The organism is Actinomadura terrae (assembly GCF_022751215.1).
Classification (GTDB): Bacteria; Actinomycetota; Actinomycetes; order Streptosporangiales; family Streptosporangiaceae; genus Spirillospora; species Spirillospora terrae.
The window spans coordinates 100,633-120,277 of the sequence record NZ_JAICDG010000007.1 but is presented as its reverse complement, the minus strand read 5'-3'; the positions used below and the strand labels follow the sequence as shown (position 1 = coordinate 120,277).

At 74.4% G+C, this 19,645-nt stretch carries 17 protein-coding genes; 13 read left to right on the top strand and 4 right to left on the bottom strand.

Annotated elements, in window-relative coordinates; translation table 11 throughout:
• Positions 1–2 precede the first annotated feature (2 nt).
• Positions 3–1,211, bottom strand: a complete 1,209-nt coding sequence (locus K2F47_RS34600; RefSeq protein WP_242910378.1) for an alkaline phosphatase PhoX — start codon at positions 1,209–1,211, stop codon at positions 3–5.
• Between the two features lie 437 nt (positions 1,212–1,648).
• Between K2F47_RS34600 and K2F47_RS34595 the strand changes: the two genes are divergently transcribed.
• From K2F47_RS34595 to K2F47_RS34570, 6 genes are read left to right on the top strand one after another with little or no spacing between them, the layout of a single operon-like run.
• Positions 1,649–2,872 carry an ROK family transcriptional regulator gene (locus tag K2F47_RS34595; protein ID WP_242910377.1) on the top strand — a complete coding sequence of 408 codons (1,224 nt, stop codon included), beginning with the start codon at positions 1,649–1,651 and terminating at the stop codon, positions 2,870–2,872.
• A gap of 56 nt (positions 2,873–2,928) precedes the next feature.
• Positions 2,929–4,260: an ABC transporter substrate-binding protein gene (locus tag K2F47_RS34590; protein ID WP_242910376.1), complete on the top strand. Its 1,332-nt coding sequence runs from the start codon at positions 2,929–2,931 to the stop codon at positions 4,258–4,260.
• A 2-nt stretch (positions 4,261–4,262) separates the two neighbouring features.
• Positions 4,263–5,273, top strand: a complete 1,011-nt coding sequence (locus K2F47_RS34585; protein WP_242910374.1) for a carbohydrate ABC transporter permease — start codon at positions 4,263–4,265, stop codon at positions 5,271–5,273.
• Positions 5,270–6,169 (top strand): carbohydrate ABC transporter permease, encoded by a 900-nt coding sequence (locus K2F47_RS34580; protein WP_242910373.1) that lies wholly within the window; start codon positions 5,270–5,272, stop codon positions 6,167–6,169. The genes K2F47_RS34585 and K2F47_RS34580 overlap by 4 nt, the downstream gene beginning before the upstream one ends.
• Complete coding sequence (locus tag K2F47_RS34575; protein ID WP_242910372.1) at positions 6,166–7,422, top strand: 6-phospho-beta-glucosidase; 1,257 nt, start codon at positions 6,166–6,168, stop codon at positions 7,420–7,422. Before K2F47_RS34580 ends, K2F47_RS34575 begins: the two co-directional genes overlap by 4 nt.
• A complete protein-coding gene (locus tag K2F47_RS34570; protein WP_242910371.1) occupies positions 7,410–8,420 on the top strand; it encodes an N-acetylglucosamine kinase in 1,011 nt (336 codons plus the stop codon). The genes K2F47_RS34575 and K2F47_RS34570 overlap by 13 nt, the downstream gene beginning before the upstream one ends.
• A 95-nt stretch (positions 8,421–8,515) precedes the next feature.
• On the opposite strand, the gene K2F47_RS34565 is transcribed toward K2F47_RS34570, so the two are convergent.
• Positions 8,516–8,956, bottom strand: coding sequence for an Lrp/AsnC family transcriptional regulator (locus K2F47_RS34565; protein ID WP_242910370.1), 441 nt, complete (start codon positions 8,954–8,956; stop codon positions 8,516–8,518).
• Positions 8,957–9,078: 122 nt separating this feature from the next.
• Positions 9,079–10,152 carry a LacI family DNA-binding transcriptional regulator gene (locus tag K2F47_RS34560; RefSeq protein ID WP_242910369.1) on the bottom strand — a complete coding sequence of 358 codons (1,074 nt, stop codon included), beginning with the start codon at positions 10,150–10,152 and terminating at the stop codon, positions 9,079–9,081.
• A gap of 148 nt (positions 10,153–10,300) precedes the next feature.
• Between K2F47_RS34560 and K2F47_RS34555 the strand changes: the two genes are divergently transcribed.
• Positions 10,301–11,554: an ABC transporter ATP-binding protein gene (locus K2F47_RS34555; RefSeq protein WP_242910368.1), complete on the top strand. Its 1,254-nt coding sequence runs from the start codon at positions 10,301–10,303 to the stop codon at positions 11,552–11,554.
• A 102-nt stretch (positions 11,555–11,656) separates the two neighbouring features.
• Here the strand turns inward: K2F47_RS34555 and K2F47_RS34550 are convergent, their stop codons facing one another.
• A complete protein-coding gene (locus K2F47_RS34550) occupies positions 11,657–12,766 on the bottom strand; it encodes a M24 family metallopeptidase (RefSeq protein WP_242910367.1) in 1,110 nt (369 codons plus the stop codon).
• A gap of 246 nt (positions 12,767–13,012) precedes the next feature.
• Here K2F47_RS34550 and K2F47_RS34545 point away from each other — a divergent pair, with 246 nt between their 5' ends.
• From K2F47_RS34545 to K2F47_RS41065, 6 genes are all read left to right on the top strand, one after another.
• Positions 13,013–13,933 carry a 5'-3' exonuclease gene (locus tag K2F47_RS34545; RefSeq protein ID WP_242910365.1) on the top strand — a complete coding sequence of 307 codons (921 nt, stop codon included), beginning with the start codon at positions 13,013–13,015 and terminating at the stop codon, positions 13,931–13,933.
• 561 nt (positions 13,934–14,494) lie between these two features.
• On the top strand, positions 14,495–15,211 hold the full coding sequence (locus K2F47_RS34540; protein ID WP_242910363.1) for a Crp/Fnr family transcriptional regulator: 717 nt from the start codon (positions 14,495–14,497) through the stop codon (positions 15,209–15,211).
• An 86-nt stretch (positions 15,212–15,297) separates the two neighbouring features.
• A complete protein-coding gene (locus tag K2F47_RS34535; protein ID WP_242910362.1) occupies positions 15,298–16,191 on the top strand; it encodes an NAD-dependent protein deacetylase in 894 nt (297 codons plus the stop codon).
• A gap of 150 nt (positions 16,192–16,341) precedes the next feature.
• A complete protein-coding gene (locus K2F47_RS34530; RefSeq protein ID WP_242910361.1) occupies positions 16,342–17,868 on the top strand; it encodes a hypothetical protein in 1,527 nt (508 codons plus the stop codon).
• A 71-nt stretch (positions 17,869–17,939) separates the two neighbouring features.
• The gene (locus K2F47_RS34525) at positions 17,940–18,380 is read left to right on the top strand and encodes a hypothetical protein (RefSeq protein ID WP_242910360.1); all 441 of its coding nucleotides are present in this window, start codon (positions 17,940–17,942) and stop codon (positions 18,378–18,380) included.
• A gap of 53 nt (positions 18,381–18,433) precedes the next feature.
• Complete coding sequence (locus K2F47_RS41065) at positions 18,434–19,570, top strand: FHA domain-containing protein (RefSeq protein ID WP_308198516.1); 1,137 nt, start codon at positions 18,434–18,436, stop codon at positions 19,568–19,570.
• The last annotated feature ends 75 nt before the right edge of the window (positions 19,571–19,645 follow it).

The following is a 19,645-nucleotide window of genomic DNA, read 5'->3' as shown; positions in this document are numbered from 1 at the left end:
CGTCAGCGGCGGAACGGCCCGCGCACCTCGTAGGTGATGCCGCCCGAGGACGACCCGCTCGTGCCGCGCTGGGAGGAGAAGTACATCCGGTCCCCGGCGGGGTTGAACGCGGGGCCGCACAGCTCCGAGCCGCTCTGGCCGTCCACCCGCAGGAACACCGAGATCCCGCCGTCCGGGGTGATCACGCGGATCTCCATGGCGCCGCCGTCCTCGGCGACGTACAGGTCGCCCGCGGCGCACCCGGTCATGGCCTCCGCCCCGGTCAGCGCGCCCGGGCCCGGGACGCGCAGGTCGTCGGCGTAGGCGAGCCCGTAGGTGCCGCCGAGCAGGTCCACCCGCCAGACGCGGCCGTCGCCCTTGGTGGTGAACCAGACGGTGTCGCCGGCGTAGTGGCAGCCCTCCCCGCCGTCGAACACCTTCATCCCGGGCACCTGCCGGCGGGTCGGGACGGGCGAGCCGCCCGGGTCGGGGACGGTGCCCCAGGTGAACGGTTCGTTCCGGGGGGCGTGGGGGGTCGTCCCCCCACAGGGGACCGGCCCGGACGTCGCGGCGCCCGCCTTGAGGACCTGGAGCGTCCCGGCGGACAGGTCGCCCCAGACGGCCGGGACGAAGCGGTAGAACCCGCCGTCGGGCTCGTCCTCGGTGAGGTAGACGGCCCCGCGGACCGGGTCGGCCGCCGCGGCCTCGTGGTTGAACCGCCCCATCGCCTCGCGGCGGACGGCGGGGACGCCCCACGGGCTGGTCTCCCAGACGTGCCCGGTGGCGGTCTCCTCGCACGACAACCAGGTGCTCCAGGGCGTGGCGCCTCCGGCGCAGTTGCGGCTGGTGCCCGCCAGGATCGGGTACGCCGAGGTGACGGTGCCCGCGGGCCCGAAGCGCAGCGCCGACGCGCCGCCGCCCCCGGACCCGACCTCGGAGTTGGACACATAGATCCAGCCCGTGCCGTCGGCGAAGCACGCGCCGCCGTCCGGGGCGTCGTGCCAGGTGAAGGCCGTGCCGGTCACGGTCTGCCGGGACCGGGCGACGATCCGGCTGGTGAAGCCCGCCGGCAACGCGATGCCGTGGGCGTCGGCGGGCCGGAGCGGACCGTAGGGGGGTGCGGGGTCGGGCCGGGCCGGGACGGCGTGGGCCGCCCCCCGCCACAGGCTTCCGGAGAAGGCGAGCGCGCCCGCGCCGGCGATCGGCGTCGGGGAAGGAGAACGACGTTCCATGGGCGAGACCTCTCTGGCCGAGGTGGGGCTCGAAGGAGAGACGGCCGCCGATGACGACCACGGCAAAACTAGGCAGCCGTTCGGTCATTTCGCGATAAGGGATCTTAACGGAGAATGACCTCCGCGCTACTTACCGTTAACCATAATTGTCCTGTTCAGCGAACGGAAGCGCAACAACGGGCGTCGGGGGAAGTGGCCGCAGAAATGTCGCCGGCCCGCGTTTGGAAACGAGGTCCATATTCGCCGCGCGGCGCGTCCGAACATCCCATTGCCGGTGAATTGGTTCCGCTTTCTCCGGGGGCCGCCGCCCGCCGGGAGGGGCCACCGCGCGGCCTCCCGCCGCGCGTCCGCTCCCGGCCCGGGGTCTTGACGTCCCCGGAAGTACTCCTTACTTTCTCCTCCGAGTTAGGAAACCTTCCTAACTCGGAGGGAGTACCGTGCCCGCACCGGTCCCGGGAACGCCCAGTCTGCTGCGCGCCATCAACGACCGCGCCGCGCTGGAGGCCCTGCTCGCGCGGGGTCCGCTGACCCGGCCGGAGCTGTCGGAGCTGATCGGGATCTCCAAGCCCACCGCGTCGCAGCTGCTGACGCGGCTGGAGGAGGCGGGGCTGGTCGTCCGCGACGGGACGCGCGCGGGCCTGCCCGGCCGCACCGCCGGGCTGTACCGGCTCAACGCCGCCGCCGCGCACGTCGCCGGGGCCGACGTCACCCCCGCCCGGATCAGCGTGTCCGTCGCCGACCTGGCCGGGAACCTCGTCGGCGCGCACACGCTGGAGACCCCCGGCCGCACCCGGGTCGACGTGGTGGCGCGGATGGGCGAGGCGCTGGACGGCGCCGCCAAGGACGCGGGCCTGACCCGCGCGGGCCTCGACCGCGCCGTGGTCGGCATCCAGGGCGCCGTCGACCCGGGCACCGGCCGCCTCGGCTACGCCGCGCACATCCCCGGCTGGCACATCCCCGACCTGGTCGGGACGCTGACCGCGGGCCTCGGCGTGCCCGTCGCGATCGAGAACGACGTGAACCTGGCCGCGCTCGCCGAGCTGGCGGGCGGGCGCGCCGCCGGCGCGGGCGACTTCGTGCTGCTGTGGGTCGCCGACGGCGTCGGGATGGCCGTCGTCCTCAACGGCGCCCTGCACCGCGGCGCGACCGGCGGCGCGGGCGAGATCGGCTACATGCCCGCCGTCGGCGCGCCGCTGATGCGCGACGTGCGCCGCACCCACACCGGCGGCGTGCACAGCCTCACCGGCGGCGTGGCGGTGCTGCGGCTGCTGCGCGAGCACGGCTTCCGCGGCCGCGACGCCGCCGCCGTCCTGCGCCGTGCCGCCGCCACCGTCGGCGCCACCCCGACCGGGACCCGCACCGCCTCCGACGCGGGCGCCCGCGCCGAACGCGCCCTGACCGAGCTGGCCTCCCGGCTCGGCGTCACGCTCGCCACGGTCGTCGGCGTCCTCGACCCCGCCCTCGTCGTCCTCACCGGCGACGTCCTGCACGCCGGCGGGGAGCCGCTGCGCGCCCGCGTCGAGCAGCACCTGCACAGCCTGACGATCCCGCGCCCGAAGGTGCGGATCAGCTCCGTCCAGGGCAACCCCGTCCTGGCCGGGGCGCTCCAGCAGGCACTCCAGGAGACCCGCGAGGAGGTCTTCTCCACCACCGCCCCCTAGACCCCGCCCCACTCGGACGGCGGCATCGGCCGTCCCTCCCCCGAAGGAGAACCGGAGTGCCCACCACCACACCGCGCCGTCTCGCGGCGGCCCTGGCCGCGGCGGCGCTCGGCCTCACGGCCGCCTGCACCGCCGGAGGCGGCGGCGACCAGTCCGGCAGCGGCCCGGACGCCGGGGAGAAGCAGACCATCGAGGTCTGGCACGGCTGGAGCGCCGCCCACGAGGTCAAGGCGTTCGAGTCGGCGGTCGCCGGGTTCAACAAGACCCACCCCAACATCACCGTCAAGCTGGTCAAGGACCAGACCGACGAGCGCATCTCCAACGCCATCCGCGGCGGGAACCCGCCCGACGTGGTGTCCTCGTTCACGACCGACAGCGTCGGGCAGTGGTGCCAGAGCGCCGCCTGGCAGGACCTCAACCCCTACATCTCCAAGTCGAAGCTGGACCTCAACCAGTTCCCGAAGGTCGTCCAGGAGTACACGCAGTACAAGGGCCGCCGGTGCGCGATGCCGCTGCTCGCCGACACCTACGGCCTCTACTACAACAAGGCGCTGATGAAGGGCGAGCAGCCGCCGCGGACGTTCACCGAGCTGACCGCGCTCGCCAAGAAGCTCACCAAGCGCGACCCGGACGGGACGATCCGCGTCGCCGGGTTCCTGCCGTCCGTCCAGTACTACGAGCACCAGGCGCAGCACCTCGCCAGCCAGTGGGGCGCGAAGTGGCTCACCCCCGCCGGGAAGGCCAACTTCGCGGGCGACCCCGCCTTCCGCGCCTACCTGCAATGGAACAAGAGCCTGATCGACTGGTACGGCTACGCCAACGTCAAGAAGTTCCTGCGCTCGCTCGGCCAGGAGTTCGAGTCGTCCAACCCCTTCGAGAAGGGGAAGGTCGCGATGGCCGTCGACGGCGAGTGGCGCACCAAGTTCATGCAGGAGGAGGCGCCGAGCGTCGACTACGGCACCGCGCCCGCCCCCGTCCCCGACGACCAGCAGGCGCGCTACGGCGGCGGCTTCGTCATCGGCACCGTCATCGGCATCCCGCGCGGCGCCAAGCACGCCCAGGCCGCCTGGGAGTTCGTCCGGTACCTCACCACCGACACCACCTCCCTGGTCACCTTCGCCAACGCGCTCGGCAACGTCCCCACCACGATCACCTCGCTCGGCTCGCCGCAGCTGACGCTGCCGCCCCAGTTCCAGACCTTCCTCCAGGTCTTCAGGAACCCGAACTCCTTCACCACCCCGCCGACGCCCAACGGCAACGACTACGTCGTGAAGTTCCAGCAGTTCGTCCAGGACCAGTGGGAGCCGGGGAAGGTCGGCAACCTCGACCAGGCGCTCAAGGACCTCGACGGCAAGGTCGACGAGGCGCTGAAGCTGGCCGGGGGCTGAGGGTGACCTCCGTCGCTCCGCGCGCCCCCTCCGGCGGCCGCTTCCGGGGCTCGGCGCGCCGCGCCGGACCCGGCGGCCGCCCGCACGCCGCACCCCGCGCGCGCCGCCGCCGCAGGCTCCGCGTGCTGGCCTTCCTGTCGCCCTGGCTGGTGGGGTTCGGGATGTTCTTCGCCTACCCCCTCGCCGCCACCGTCTACTTCTCCTTCACCCGCTACAACCTGTTCACGCTGGAGTACGTCGGGTTCGACAACTACAAGTTCCTGCTGCACGACGACGACGCCTGGACGGCGATGCGCAACACCCTGTGGCTCGTCGCGATCGTCGTGCCGCTGCGGGTGGTGTTCGGCCTCGGCGTCGCGCAGCTGCTCACCCGCGTCAAGCGGGGCGGCGCGCTGCTGCGGTCGGTGTTCTACCTGCCCTACCTGATCCCGCCGGTGTCGGCGACGGTCGCGTTCGTGTACGTGATGAACCCCGGCACCGGCCCGTTCCCGGTGCTCGCCGACCGGCTCGGGCTGTCGCTGCCCGACTTCTTCAACGACTCCGCCTGGGCCAAGCCCGGCCTCGGCCTGCTCGGGCTGTGGGCCGTCGGCGACGTCATGATCATCCTGCTCGCGGCGCTGCTGAACGTCCCGACCTCGCTGTACGAGGCCGCCGCGATCGACGGCGCGGGCGCCTGGGCCCGGTTCCGGCACATCACGTTGCCGACCGTCTCGCCCGTGCTGGCGTTCTCCGCCGTCACCGGCGTCATCCAGACCCTCCAGTACTTCACGCAGGCCCTGGTGGCCGCCAAGGTCGCCTCCGGGCAGGCCGACCTCGCCGGCACCAGCTTCGCGCCCGGCTACCCCGGCGGGTCGACGCTGACGTTCCCGCAGTGGCTCTACGACGAGGGGTTCCGGCAGTTCAACATGGGCTACGCGTGCGTGCTCGCGCTGGTCATGTTCGTCGTGGCGATGGCGTTCACGCTCGTCCTGCTCCGGCAGTTCAACGCCTTCGCCGGAGAGGAGGCCGGATGACCACCGCCCCGTCCACCGCCGACACGTCCGCCACCGGCACCTCGCCGCACCGGCAGCGGGTCGCGCGGCTGCGCGCGCCCCGGTCCCGGCGGATGCTGCTGTGGCTCGCCACCCACGCGATCGCCGTCGCGCTCGCCGTGATGTTCCTGGCGCCGCTGGTGTTCATGTTCCTCACCGCCGTGATGAGCGACGAGCAGGCCCTCAGCGACCAGATCTGGCCCCGCGAGTGGCACTTCGAGAACTTCCGGCGCGTGTTCACCGGCGACATGGTCCGCTGGACGCTCAGCAGCACCATGTACGCGGGGCTGTCCACGGCGTTCATGCTGGTCTCCAGCGTCCCGGTCGCCTACGCGCTGGCCCGCTTCCGGTTCCGCGGCCGCAACGCCGCGCTCGTCGTCGTGATCTCGGCGATGATGCTGCCGCCGCAGGTGACGATGGTGCCGCTCTACATCGTGTGGTCGCGCTTCCACCTCACCGGGACGCTCTGGCCGCTGATCATCCCGCAGCTGTTCGGCGACGCGTTCTCCATCTTCCTGCTCCGCCAGTTCCTCATCACGATCCCCCGCGAGTACGCCGACGCCGCGCGCGTGGACGGCTGCGGGGAGCTGCGGACGATGCTGCGGGTCGTGCTGCCGATGGCGCGCCCCGCGCTCGCCGCGGTCGCGCTGTTCCAGTTCTTCTACTGCTGGAACGACTACTACGGGCCGCTCGTGTACGCCAAGCCCGAGCACTGGACCCTCGCCATCGGCGTGGCCACGTTCCGCGCCGCCCACCACGTCGAATGGAACCTCACGATGGCGGCGACGCTGCTGACCATCATGCCCGTGCTGGTGGTGTTCCTGCTCGCCCAGCGCGTGTTCATCCAGGGTGTGACTCTGACGGGAGTGAAGGGTTGAAGCTGACTGTCATCGGGGGAGGGTCCACCTACACCCCCGAACTGGTGGACGGGCTCGCGCGGATGCGCGCGAACCTTCCGGTCTCCGAGCTCGTCCTCGCCGACCCCGACGCGCGGCGGCTGGAGCTGGTCGGCGGGCTCGCCCGGCGCATGCTCGCCCGCGCCGGGCACCCCGCCGCGGTGGTGACCACCGGCGACCTCGACGCGGCCGTGGACGGCGCGACCGTGGTGCTGCTCCAGCTGCGCGTCGGCGGGCAGGCGGCCCGGCACGTCGACGAGACGCTGCCGCTCGCCTGCGGCTGCGTCGGCCAGGAGACCACCGGCGCGGGCGGGCTCGCCAAGGCGCTGCGGACCGTCCCGGTCGTCCTGGACATCGCCGAGCGCGTCACCGCCCTCGCCCCCGACGCGTGGATCATCGACTTCACCAACCCGGTCGGCATCGTCACCCGCGCGCTGCTGGACGCCGGCCACCGCACCGCCGGGCTGTGCAACGTCGCGATCGGCGTCCAGCGCCGCGCCGCGAAGCTCCTGGACGTCCCGCCCGAGCGGGTCGCCCTCGGCCACGCCGGGCTCAACCACCTCACCTGGGTCCGCTCGATCGACGTGGACGGCGCCGACGTGCTGCCGAAGCTGCTGGAGGAGCACGCCGAGGACCTCGCGGGCGCCGCCAGCATGCCCGCCGCGTTCATCCGCGGGCTCGGCGCCGTCCCGTCCTACTACCTGCGCTACTTCTACCGGCACGACCAGGTCGTGGAGGAGCTGCGCGGCGCCCGCTCCCGCGCCGAGGAGGTCGCCGCCCTCGAACGCGACCTCCTCGACATGTACGCCGACCCCGCGCTCGACACCAAGCCGGCCCGGCTGGAGGAGCGCGGCGGCGCGTTCTACTCCGAGGCCGCCGTGCAGCTGGCCGCGTCCCTGCTCACCGGGCGCGGCGACACCCAGGTCGTGAACGTCCGCAACAAGGGCACGCTGCCCTTCCTCGCCGACGACGCCGTCATCGAGGTACCCGCGCGGATCACCGCGGCCGGGCCGGAGCCGCTGCCCGTCCCGCCGCTGGAGCCGCTGTTCGCCGGGCTCGTCGCGCACGTGTCGGCCTACGAGGAGCTGGCGCTGGACGCGGCGCTGCGCGGCGGCACCGACCGCGTCGCCCGGGCGCTGCTCGCCCACCCCCTGGTCGGGCAGGCCGACCTCGCCGAGAGGCTCGCCGGCGACCTCGTCGCCGCCAATCGCGAGCACCTGCCGTGGGCGAAGTGACGGGCCGCCCGGCGGGCGGCGTCCTCATCGCCGTGGACGGCGGCAACAGCAAGATCGACGCGGCGGTCGCCGGGCCCGGCGGCGAGCTGCTCGCCACCGCGCGCGGCCCGGGCTTCCGGCCGAAGACCACCGGGTTCGACGTCGCGCTGGAGTCGCTCGCCGGGGTCATCGACGCCGTCGTGGAGCGCGCCGGGGTCGACCGCGGCGACGTCGCGCACCTCGCCGCCTACATGGCGAACGTGGACCTGCCCGCCGAGGAGGAGCGGCTGGAGAAGCTGCTGCTGGCGCGCGGCCCGGCGCCGAGCGTCCGCGTCGGCAACGACACGCTCGCGCTGCTGGGCAGCGGCGCCACCGCGGGCTGGGGCGTCGCCGTCGTGTGCGGCGCGGGCATCAACTGCGCCGGCATCGCCCCCGACGGCCGCACCGCCCGCTTCCCCTCGCTCGGCCCCCACACCGGCGACTGGGGCGGCGGCGGCGAGCTCGGCCGCGCGGCGCTGTGGCACGGCATCCGCGGCGAGGACGGCCGGGGCCCCGAGACCGCGCTCACCGCCGCCGTCGCCGCGCACTACGGCGTCGAGCGCGCCATCGACGTCGGCATCGGCATGCACCACGGCGACTTCGACCGGGAGGACCTCACCGGCCTGGCGCCGCTGCTGCTGGACACCGCCGAGGCGGGCGACCCGGTCGCCCGCGAGGTCGTGTTCCGGCTCGCCGAGGAGATCGCGCTGCTCGGCTCGGTGATCCTGCGCCGCCTCGGGCTCCAGGACTCCCCCGCCGAGGTCGTCCTCGGCGGCGGCATCCTGCGCGCCCGCCGCCCCCTGCTGATGGACGCGGTCGCCGAACGCTACGCCGACGTCGCCCCCCGCACCCGCCTCCTCGTCCCCGAGGACCCCCCGCTGCTCGGCGCCGCGCTCCTCGGCCTCGACCAGCTCGACGCCCCGCCCGCCGTCCACGACGCCTTCCGGGCCGCCTTCCGGGTCGCCTCCAGGGAGGGCTGACCCGGGAACGTACCGGCTCGCAGACGTACCGGCCCGCCGCCTTGACGTTGTAAGGTGCGGGCCGGTATCCGGGCCGGCCTCGGTACGGCCGGCGTTCAGAGGCGGGGGCGGCGGCCCTCCCAGGGGGTGCTCAGCACGACCGTCGTGCGGGTCGCGACGTTCGCCGCCGCGCGGATGAGCTGGAGCAGCTCCTCCAGCTCGTTCGGGGACGCGACGCGGACCTTGAGGATGTAGCTCTCGTCCCCCGCCACCGAGTGGCACGCCTCGATCGCGGTGAGATGGGCGAGCCGCTCGGGCGCGTCGTCGGGCGCGGCGGGGTCGGTCGGCTTGATCGACACGAACGCGGTCAGCGGCAGCCCGACCTGCCCGTGGTCGAGCTGCGCGGTGAACCCCTTGATCACGCCGCGCTTCTGCAACCGCCGGACACGCTGGTGCACGGCCGACACCGACAGGCCGGTCTCCTTGGCCAGATCGGTGAAGCTCATCCGCCCGTCATCGGCCAGCAGCGCCATGATCTGACGATCGATCTCCTCCACGCCGGAAATCTAGCGTGCCGGGCCCCCTCCCCGGGCGCCCTCAGATCACAGATCGGCGTCCCGCGCGCCGGCCCCCGGCGAGCGCGGTGCTCACGAGAGGCGGGGTTCAGGAGAGACGGAGCTCAGGAGAGGCGGGGCGTCCCCCGGCCGGAGGCGCGGGCGGTGCGGATCGGGCCGCAGCTCCCCCGCACGACCAGCTCGGTCGGCAGCAGCACCGGCCCTCCCCTCCCCCGCCGGGCCCGGTCGCGCAGCAGCAGCTCGCAGGCCCGGTAGCCGATGTCGCGGGCGGGACGGGCGACCGCGGTGAGCGGCGGGTCGCACAGCTCGGCCCAGGCGACGTCGTCGACCATCGCGATCGACACGTCCGCGGGGACCCGCAGGTCCAGCTCGCGGGCGACCAGCACGGCCGCCTCGCCGATCAGGTGCCCCGCGGCGAGGACGGCGGTCACGTCCGCGCGGCGCTGGAGCAGCCCCGCCGCCGCCGCGTAGGCCGCGTCGCCCGCCGGGCGCGCCGCGACGACCAGGTCCTCCTCGACGGGGACGCGCAGCTGCGCCAGCGTGTCGCGGAAGGCCCGCTCGCGCACCCCGAGCGGCGTGCCCGGCTCCTCGCGCGGGACGCCGGGCGCGGCGGCGCCGAGGAAGGCGATCGTGCGGTGGCCGAGCCCGACCAGGTACTCCACGAGCGAGCGGACGCCGCCCGCGTCGTCGGCGAGCACGGCGGGGACGTCCGGCAGGCCGGGCAGGACTCGATCGGCGAACACGACGCTGGAGCACACCCGGGCGGCGGCGCTCCAGTCGGCCTCCCGCCCGGCGGGCACCGCGATCACGCCGTCCACCCGCTGCTCGACGAGCCGGTCGAGGATCTCGGCCTCGCGGGCGGGGTCGCCGTGCGCGGCGTCCACGATGACGTGCTCGCCGAGCGTGCGGGCGCAGGCGAGCACGCCCGCGACCAGCTCCGCGCAGAACGGGTCGGTCACGTCCGGGACGATCAGGCCGATGCCGCCGCTGCGGCGCAGCTTCAGGCCGCGGCCGAGGGCGCTCGGCCGGTAGTCCAGCTCGCGGGCCGCCGCCAGCACCCGCTCGCGGGTCGCCGCGCTCACCGAGCCCGCGCCCGAGAACACCCGCGACACCGTGGCGATCCCGACGCCGGCCGCGGCCGCCACGTCCTTGATCGTCGCCGATCGCGGCTGCGTCACCGCTCCGCCCCCTCCCGTCCCGACCGTCCGATCATCTTCTCACGACCCGCCCTGCCCTGGAAACGATTCCATGATGTTTACTCCAAGGACTGACATGAATCCCCTGTTCCACAGGGTGGATAGAAAACGTTTCCATCGGGAGGATCTGATGGCCAAGATCGTGCTGGACCGGGTCGACAAGGTGTACGCGGGGGGCGTCAAGGCCGTGGACGGCCTCGACCTTGAGATCCGCGACGGCGAGTTCATGGTCCTGGTGGGTCCGTCCGGCTGCGGCAAGTCGACCGCGCTGCGGATGATCGCCGGGCTGGAGGAGATCAGCGGCGGCAAGATCTCGATCGGCGACCAGGTCGTCAACGACCTCGCGCCGAAGGACCGCGACATCGCGATGGTCTTCCAGAACTACGCGCTGTACCCGCACATGACCGTCGAGCAGAACCTCGCGTTCGGCCTGAAGCTGCGCGGCACGCCCAAGCCGGAGATCCGCAAGAAGGTCCACGAGGCCGCCAAGATGCTCGGCCTGGAGCAGTACCTCGGCCGCAAGCCCGCCGCGCTGTCGGGCGGCCAGCGCCAGCGCGTGGCGATGGGCCGCGCGATCGTCCGCGAGCCGCAGGCGTTCCTGATGGACGAGCCGCTGTCCAACCTCGACGCCAAGCTGCGCGTGTCCATGCGCGCGTCGCTGAGCCAGCTCCACGACCGGCTCGGCGTCACCACCGTCTACGTCACCCACGACCAGGTCGAGGCGATGACGCTCGGCTCGCGGGTGTGCGTGCTGCGCGAGGGCAAGCTCCAGCAGGTCGACACCCCGCAGCGGCTGTTCGACAACCCGGTCAACCTGTTCGTGGCCGGCTTCATCGGCTCCCCGGCGATGAACTTCGTCTCCGCCGAGCTGACCCGCGGCGACGGCGGCGCGCGGATCGCCTTCGCCGGGTTCTCGCTGCCGGTGCCCGACGCGGTGCTCGCCGCCAAGCCGGGCCTCCAGAACTACGTGGGCCGCAACGTGATCCTCGGCATCCGCCCGTCGGACTTCGAGGACGCCGCGCACGCCGACTCCGCGTGGGCGCCGCTGTCCGTCAAGAGCAGCGTCACCGAGGAGCTGGGCAGCGAGATCAACGTCATCTTCGCCATCGACGCGCCGCCGGTCGAGCACAAGGACACCGCCGACCTGGCCGAGGACGCCGCCGAGGGCGAGACCGAGGCGATCCCGCTGATCGACAACCGGGCGCTGTGGACGGCGCGCGTCAACTCGCGCTCGCACGTCCGCCCCGGCCAGCAGGTCGACCTGGCCGTGGACACCACGCGGCTGCACTTCTTCGACCCGGCCAGCGGCCTGGCGATCGGGCACCCGGACGCGGGGGGCGCCGCGTCCCCGGCCGACACCGTCACCGACACGCTCCGCAAGTAGCTCCACCCGCAAGTAGCCCACCCGCGAGTAGCCCGCTCCGCAAGGCGACGCCCACGGCCCCCGCACGGGCCGTGGGCGTCGCCCTGTCCGGTCGGGCCGGGGTCAGCCGGCGATCACCAGGCCGTGGTCGGTGACGTTCATCGGCTCGTGGCCGTCCTCGGTGCACACGACGATGTCCTCGATGCGCGCGCCGTGCGGCCCCGGGTAGATGCCCGGCTCCACCGAGAACGCCATGCCGGGCTCCAGCGGCTCCCGGTTGCCCGCGACGATGTAGGGGTCCTCGTGGGTCTCCAGGCCGATGCCGTGGCCGGTGCGGTGGAAGAAGTGCTCCCCGTACCCGGCCGCCGCGATGATGTCGCGGCCCGCCGCGTCCACCGCCTCGGGCGTCGCCCCCGGACGGACCGCCGCGCAGGACGCCCGCTGCGCCTCCTCCAGCACCCGGTAGTACTCCAGGTAGGCGGCCGGGGGCTCGCCGACGCAGTAGTTGCGGGTGGAGTCCGAGCAGTAGCCGCTCGGCATCGTCCCGCCGATGTCGACCACGACCGGCTCGCCGGGGCCGATGACGCGGTCGGTCGGCTCGGCGTGCGGGTTCGCGCCGTTCGGGCCCGACCCGACGATGACGAAGTCGACGGTCGAGTGGCCCTCCGCGATGATCGCGTCGGCGATGTCGCGGGCGACCTCGTGCTCGGTCCGGCCCGCCTTGAGGAGCCCGGGGACGCGGCGGTGGACGCGGTCGATCGCCGCGCCCGCCTCCCGCAGCGCCGCCACCTCGGCGGCGCTCTTGCGGATCCGCAGGGTCCGCAGCACCGCGCCCGCCGCGACCTGCTCGGCGCCCGGCAGCGCCGCGCGGAACCGCAGCGCCATCACCGCCCACATCCGGTCGGCCACGCCCACCTTCGCGAGGCCGCGCGGCAGCCGCGCGGCGGCGAGCGCGAACGGGTCGTCGGTCTCGTCCCACGGGACGAGCTCGACGTCGAGCCGCCCGGCCGGGGACGCCTGCGCGGCGGGCAGCTCCAGCCTCGGCACCATCATGAACGGCTCCCCGGCGGCGGGCACCACCAGGCAGGTCAGCCGCTCCAGCGGCAGCGCGTCGTACCCGGTCACATAGCGCAGGTCCGGGCCGGGCGTCAGCAGCACGGCGCCGAGGCCCGCCCGCGCCGCGGCCTCCCGCACCTGTCCGACGCGCTCACGCGGATACAACTCCGTCGTCACATCCGTCTCCATGCCGGTCGCGGCGGCCCCGCGCGGCGCCGATCGCGCCGCGGACCACCGCTCCCTCCTCCCCTGACCTGGTCTCATTACGTTCCGCATACCGTCCGAAACTGGACAACCGCCTCGGACACACCACCAGGATCGCAAGAACTCCGGCGTGCCGCCGCCCCGGCCCGCCCGCCGCGCCGCGCGACCGGGCCGCCGCGCCGCCCGGGACCGTCGTAGCGGCGTGCGACGATGGGGCGCATGAGCGGGCTGATGCTGCTGGACACGCCGTCGTTGTACTTCCGCGCCTTCTTCGGGGTGCCCGAGTCGGTCACCGCCCCGGACGGGACGCCGGTGAACGCGGTGCGCGGCCTCGTCGACATGATCGCGCGGCTCGTCCAGGACCGCTCCCCCGACCGGCTCGTGTGCTGCATGGACGCAGACTGGCGGCCGGAGTTCCGGGTCGCGGCGCTGCCGTCCTACAAGGCGCACCGGGTCGCCGACGACGGCGGCGACCAGACGCCGGACGCGCTGGAGGCGCAGCTCCCCGTGATCGACGCGGTCCTCGCCGCGTTCGGGCTGGCCAGCGCGGGCGTCGCCGGGTACGAGGCGGACGACGTCATCGGCACGCTCGCCGTGCGCGGCGCCGCCCGGGGCCCGGTCGACATCGTGACCGGCGACCGGGACCTGTTCCAGCTCGTCGACGACTCCGGGCCCGTCGCCGTCCTGTACACCGCGCGCGGCATCCGGAACCTCCAGATCATGGGCGAGAAGGAGGTCGCGGAGAAGTACCGCATCCCCGGCCGCGCCTACGGCGACTACGCGACGCTGCGCGGCGACCCCAGCGACGGGCTGCCCGGCGTGCCGGGCGTCGGCGACAAGACCGCGGCGGCGCTGGTTACGCGGTTCGGGTCGGTCGCGGGCATCCTCGCCGCGCTGGACGCGGGCACCGACGAGGGCTTCCCGGCGGGGGCGCGCCGCCGGATGGAGGCCGCCCGGGAGTACCTGGCCTCCGCCGAGACCGTCGTCCGCGTCGTCACCGACATCGACGCGCCCGAGCTGTCCGGGCTGGACGACCGGCTCCCCGCCGAGCCCCGCGACCCCGAGGCGCTCGTCGAGCTGGCCGACCGCTGGAACCTCTCGGGCCCCGTGAACCGCCTCCTCAACGCCCTCGCCCGCTGACCCTCTGACCCCGCGTTCCGGCGGGCGCGACGGCACCCCCCTCGCCGTTCCCGCCCGGACGGGCGGCCCACGCGGTCATACCGGTGACCAGCGGACTTGACCGGTGCGGGACCCACTGTGTCAGGTGACGCAGACGGTATGGGCCCGCGGGTGCAGCCTGGGGAATCAGTAAGGGGGTTTCCTGAGGGACATGCGATACCGGACCCGCCGCTGGACAGGGGATGACACGCCCCCGGTCCGCGGCGGACGCGCGAGCGGACCGGCCTCCTGCGGGAGGACGCCCCCCTGCCCACCCCGAAACGGGCGGGCCCCATGGGGAGGGACGACCTCCCGTCCCGCCCGGAACGGACGGGTCCCTCGTGGAGGGACGACCCCCCACACCCTCCGGAACGGACCGGTCACATGTGGGGGAACGACCCCCCACACCCCCCGGAACGGACCGGTATCCGCGGCACCGGGCCTCAGCGCCCCACTCCTCCCATGCGCCGCGGGTACCGGTCCACGTGACGGCACGCCCCTGCCCCGACCCGCGGGCCCGCGGGCCCGGGAAGCGGACCCCTCGTGAGCGACCGGACCGGCCCCGACATCGCCCTCGCGCGCGGCGAGGGCTTCTGGGACGACCTCGACGGCCCCCAGCGCGCGGCGCTGCGGCAGGTGGCGCGGCCCCGCAACTACCAGCCGCGCATGCCGCTGTGCTACCAGGGCGACGAGTCCGACCACATCATCATCATCGAGAGCGGCTGGGCGAAGGTCATCTCCTCCACCGCCGACGGGCACGAGGTGGTGCTGGCCGTGCGCGGCCCGGGCGACCTCGTGTGCGAGAGCGCGGTGCTCGGCAGCCGGGAGCGGTCGGCGACGGTGACGGCGCTCAGCCCCATCCGCGCGCTGGTGGTGCCCGCCGCGCGCTTCACCGGCTTCCTGGACGCCCACCCCGCCGTGTGGCTGCTGGTCAGCCACACCTTCGTGCGCCGCCTGGACGACGCGGACCGGCGGCTCCAGGCGCACGTGTCCGCGCGCGGCGCCCGGCGGCTGGCGCTGCTGCTCACCCAGCTCGCCGAGCTGTCGGCGCGGCACTGCCCGCCCTCCGCCGACGGCCGCGTGGACATCGCCCCGCCGCTGTCTCAGGAGGAGCTCGGAAGCTGGATGGACGCCTCCCGCGAGACCGTCGCGCGCGCCCTGAACAGCCTGCGGCGGCGCGGCCTGGTCAGCACCGGCTGGCGGAAGATCTCCGTGGTGGACCTGCCCGGCCTGCGGGCGTTCGCCGGCGGCGAGGACTGACACCGTCCGGCGACGCCGGCCGGTACCTTTACATTGTAGATTCGCAACGGTGACGATCGGGGCGGGTCGTCGTGCACCATGGAGAGGTGACGGAGGTTCTGGACGGCCAGGCCGGGGCGGTGGCCCCCGCCGTGCGGTCGCTGGCGGATCTGGTGGCGGGCGGCGGCGTCCTGGTGCTGAGCGGGGCGGGCCTGTCGACCGAGTCGGGCATCCCCGACTACCGGGGCGAGACCGGGCAGCGGCGGCGCGCCCGGTCCACCGAGCAGCCGATGACCTACCAGAAGTTCACCGGCAGCGCCGCCGCGCGCCGCCGGTACTGGGCGCGCAGCCACCTCGGGTGGCGGCACATCGCGGGCGCGCGCCCGAACGGCGGGCACCGCGCGGTCGCCGAGCTCCAGGCGCGGGGGCTGGTGGGCGGGATCATCACGCAGAACGTGGACGGGCTGCACCAGGCCGCCGGGGCGCGGGACGTGGTGGAGCTGCACGGCGGCCTGTCCCGGGTGGTGTGCCTGGCCTGCGGCGGGCGCACGCCGCGCGGACACCTGGAGCGGCGCCTCCGCGAGGCCAACCCGGGCTGGGCGGGGCGGGCGGAGGCCGTCAACCCCGACGGCGACGTCGCCCTGGACGACGCCGCCGTGGAGGCCTTCCGGATGGTGGGCTGCGACCGCTGCGGCGGCCCGCTGAAGCCGGACGTGGTGTTCTTCGGGGAGAACGTCCCGCCCGCGCGCGTCGCGGACTGCTACGTGAGGACGGAGGCGGCCCGCGCGGTGCTGGTGCTGGGGTCGTCTCTGACGGTGATGTCGGGCCTGCGGTTCGTCCGGCACGCGGCGCGGCTCGGCGTCCCGGTCGCGATCGTGAACCAGGGCGCCACGCGGGGCGACGCGCACGCGTCCCTCACGCTGGACGCGCCGCTCGGCGCGACGCTGGCCGCGCTGCTGGCCGAACTCGGGCCCGCGACGGGGACCGTCCCTTCGGCGTGACTCCCCCGCCGAGGCGGCGGCGGGCGGGCGCCCGGCGGAACGATCATGGGGGTCACCTGCCGGGTGTGCGTTCGAGTCCGCAGATCCGGGGCGTCCGGCTGGGATAGGGTGTCGCCCTGTTCGTTGGGGTTCGCAGGGCGGGGGCGTCACTTGTCAGGTACGCGGCCATCCGGGGATCTCACGCCGTTCCTGATCGGGACGTCGGTGTGGGACGACCAGTGGGTACGGGACGCGGGGATCCCGATCTACGACATGCCGCTGGTGTCGGTGGGCGGCGGGCTCGGCTCGTTCACGCTGGTGGACGTGCTGCGGATCCAGGGCGCCGCCGCCGCGTCCATGCGGGTGGTGTCCAGCCGGGACGCTCCCTGGCTGTCGTGGGAGTACCTCACGCGCGTGTCGCAGCTCCCGGCGGGCGAGCGGATCCGCTCCGACGCGGGCGCGCGTCCCGACAACATCTGGGGCTTCCCCTCCTACGCCGTCCACGAGGCGTGGCGGGACCGCTCGCCGCGGCTGCTGTGGCAGGTGCTGACCGAGCCGATCCTCACCGACTTCTTCAGCCCCCGCGCGCAGACGGTGTTCGACACCGTCCGGCGGGAGGCCGACCGGATCTCCTACTGGGAGATGCTCGTCAAGGGCCAGGTCCGGATGGTGCGGCGGCGCGCGGGCGGCGGGTACTTCACGGTCCTGAACCCGCCGCCGGGCTCGGCGCCGACCAAGCGGGTCGCGCTCCGGTCGACGTACGTGCACCTGGCCGTCGGCTACCCCGGGCTGAAGTTCCTGGAGGACCTCCAGCAGTTCCGCGAGACCCACAACGACTACCACCGCGTCGTGAACGCCTACGAGCCGCACGAGCACGTGTACGAGACACTCAAGTCCCGTCCGGGCGTGGTGGTCGTGCGGGGCGCGGGGATCGTGGCGTCGCGCGTCCTGCAACGGCTGATGGACGACCGGGAGCGCTACAACCTCCAGACGCGGATCGTGCACGTGTTCCGCACCTACGTGACCGGGTCGCACGGCCCGCACCCGTGGATGCGGCGCAAGGGCGGCGACGGCTGGGCCTACCAGGCGTTCACGCTGCCGAAGTCGGCGTTCGGCGGGCAGCTGAAGGCGCAGTTCCGCAAGGCGTCGCCGGAGCGGCGCGCGGCGCTGTCCAAGGCCGTCGGCGGGACGACGACGCCGCGGCTGCGGCGCTGGCAGGAGCAGATGCGGCGGGGCCGCAGCGGCGGCTGGTACGTGCCGGTCCAGGCCGTCGTCGACCGGGTCGAGCCGTCCCCGGACGGGCGGCTGGTCAGCCACGTGCGCGGCAACGACGGGTCCCGGGCGCGGCACGTGTCGGACTTCATCGTCGACTGCACGGGGCTGGAGGCCGACATGCCCGAGCACCGGGTGCTGGCCGACCTGCTCCAGCACGGCGGGGCGCGGCGCAACGGCGCGGGCCGCCTCGCGGTCTCCCCGAGCTTCGCGGTGCTCGGCGCCGAGAGCGGCGACGGCGTGCTCTACGCCTCGGGCGCGGCCGCGGCGGGCAACCACTTCCCGGCCGTGGACAGCTTCCTCGGCATGCAGACCGCCGCGCTGGACATCGGCGCCGACCTCGCCCGGCGCGGGTTCTGCCGGCGGCTCGGCCCGGCGCGGTCGGTCCGGCAGTGGACGCGCTGGGCCGCCGGCCGCCCCGTCTGACCCCTCCCCCGCCTCCCCTCCCCACGCCCCGCCTCCCTTTTCTCGTCTCGGTTCCCCAGGAGCGTCCCACCGTGATCCCGACCCTCGCCGGTCGCCTCCAGACCCGGGTGTTCGTGCTGGCGACCGTCGGCGCGCTGCTGACCGCGCTGATCGTGCCGGTGCTGCCCGGCGCGGCGGGCCCGCTCGCGCAGACCTACCGGAACGCCTACCTGATCCTGCTCGCGGTGACCGTCGTCGGGCTCGGCTGGGAGCTGCTCTACCACCTGGTGATGCAGTTCAGGTGGGACAAGGACTGGCCGACGCTCTTCGGACTCGTCACGATGGTGCCGGAGGGGTGTCTGATGTGGCTTCTGCTGGACGCCGGGCTGGTCCCGGGCGTGAAGGGGCACGTCGCGGCGTCCATGTTCGCGACGATGTTCGCGGTGGTGTGGCTCGGGCAGTGGCTGTTCCTCAACGGCCCGATGCGGGTGCTGTCGGTGACGTGGCGGCTGCGGGGCGGGCGGCTGCTGTGAGGGGCCGTGCTGTGAGGGCTGTGCTGTGAGGGGCGTGCTGTGAGGGGCGTGCTGTGAGGGGCGGCGTCCACGGGTTCGCGCGGCCACTGCCGGGCGACGGGCTCGTCGCCCAGGAGGGCGCGCTCTCGCTCGTGTGCGCCGCGCCGGACGCGGTGACCGCGCCGCTGGTCGACGCGCTGCTCACGGCGCTGGAGGAGGTCGCGGAGGCCGGCGGGGACGGGTCCGCGCTGGTGGGCCGCGTCGCCGGGCTCCTCGCGGCGCGCCGCGGCCTGCGCCCGCACCCGTGCGCGGTCGCGGGGCCGTCCGGGGACGCCGGGCTCGCGGTGCTGGTCAGCGGGGACGCCGGCGCCCGGGTGATGCTGGCCGACGGCGCGGAGGTCCGGGTCGGCGGCGACCCGCGCGGCACCGACGACCGGACCGTCCAGGGGCCGGTCGCGAGCCTCGAACTGGCCCTCGGCACCGCCGGGCGCGCCGAGCCGCGCCTGCGGTTGTCCTCGGGCGTCGTGCGGGGCGGGGGGCTGCGCCGGTCGCTGCGGCGGCCCGCGCCGTCGCCCTTCCCGCCGCCCGCGCGGGCGGCGGTGCGGGCCGCCGGGAAGCCCGCCGCGCGGGAGGCCGCGCCGCCCGGGCGGAAGGTCGCGCCGCCGCCGCCCACGGCGGTGGAGCCGGCTCCCGAGCCGGTCAGCCTGATCCGCAAGGGCCGGAAACGCGGGACCGGGCCCGAGGTCCTCGGGGTGAACTGCAAGAACGAGCACTTCAACGACCCGCGCGCGCACTACTGCGCGGTGTGCGGGATCTCGATGCTCCAGCTCACGCTGTCGCCGTTCCACGGGCCCCGGCCGCCGCTCGGGGTGCTGCTGCTGGACGATGGGCACGCGATCCCGCTCGTCCACGACCAGCTCATCGGCCGCGTCGCGGAGAAGGCGCCCGAGGTGGCCTCCGGGAGGGCGCGCCCGCTGCGGCTGACCGACGAGGAGGCCTCGGTGTCGCGGCGGCACGCGCTCGTCCGGCTGGACGAGTGGCAGGTGAGCGTGGTCGACCTCGGCTCGGCGAACGGGACGGCGGTCCGGGACCCGGGCACGGAGGAGTTCCGCAGGCTGCCGCCCGAGTCCCCGGTCGAGCTGCGGCCGGGCGCGACGGTCCGGATCGGGCTGTCGCGGACCTTCCGCTTCGAGTCCAACCGCAAGGTGTGATCCTCTTTTGCGGGATCATGGTCCGCGCGGGACGCCCGTCCGCACGGCCGCGCTCCCGCTGACTCCCCCCTGTCG

Bases quoted from the DNA above. Each gene is read 5' to 3' on its own strand.
- K2F47_RS34600 (WP_242910378.1), bottom strand. From the start codon at position 1,211: ATGGAACGTCGTTCTCCTTCCCCGACGCCGATCGCCGGCGCGGGCGCG.
- K2F47_RS34580 (WP_242910373.1), top strand. From the start codon at position 5,270: ATGACCACCGCCCCGTCCACCGCCGACACGTCCGCCACCGGCACCTCG.
- K2F47_RS34555 (WP_242910368.1), top strand. From the start codon at position 10,301: ATGGCCAAGATCGTGCTGGACCGGGTCGACAAGGTGTACGCGGGGGGC.
- K2F47_RS34545 (WP_242910365.1), top strand. From the start codon at position 13,013: ATGAGCGGGCTGATGCTGCTGGACACGCCGTCGTTGTACTTCCGCGCC.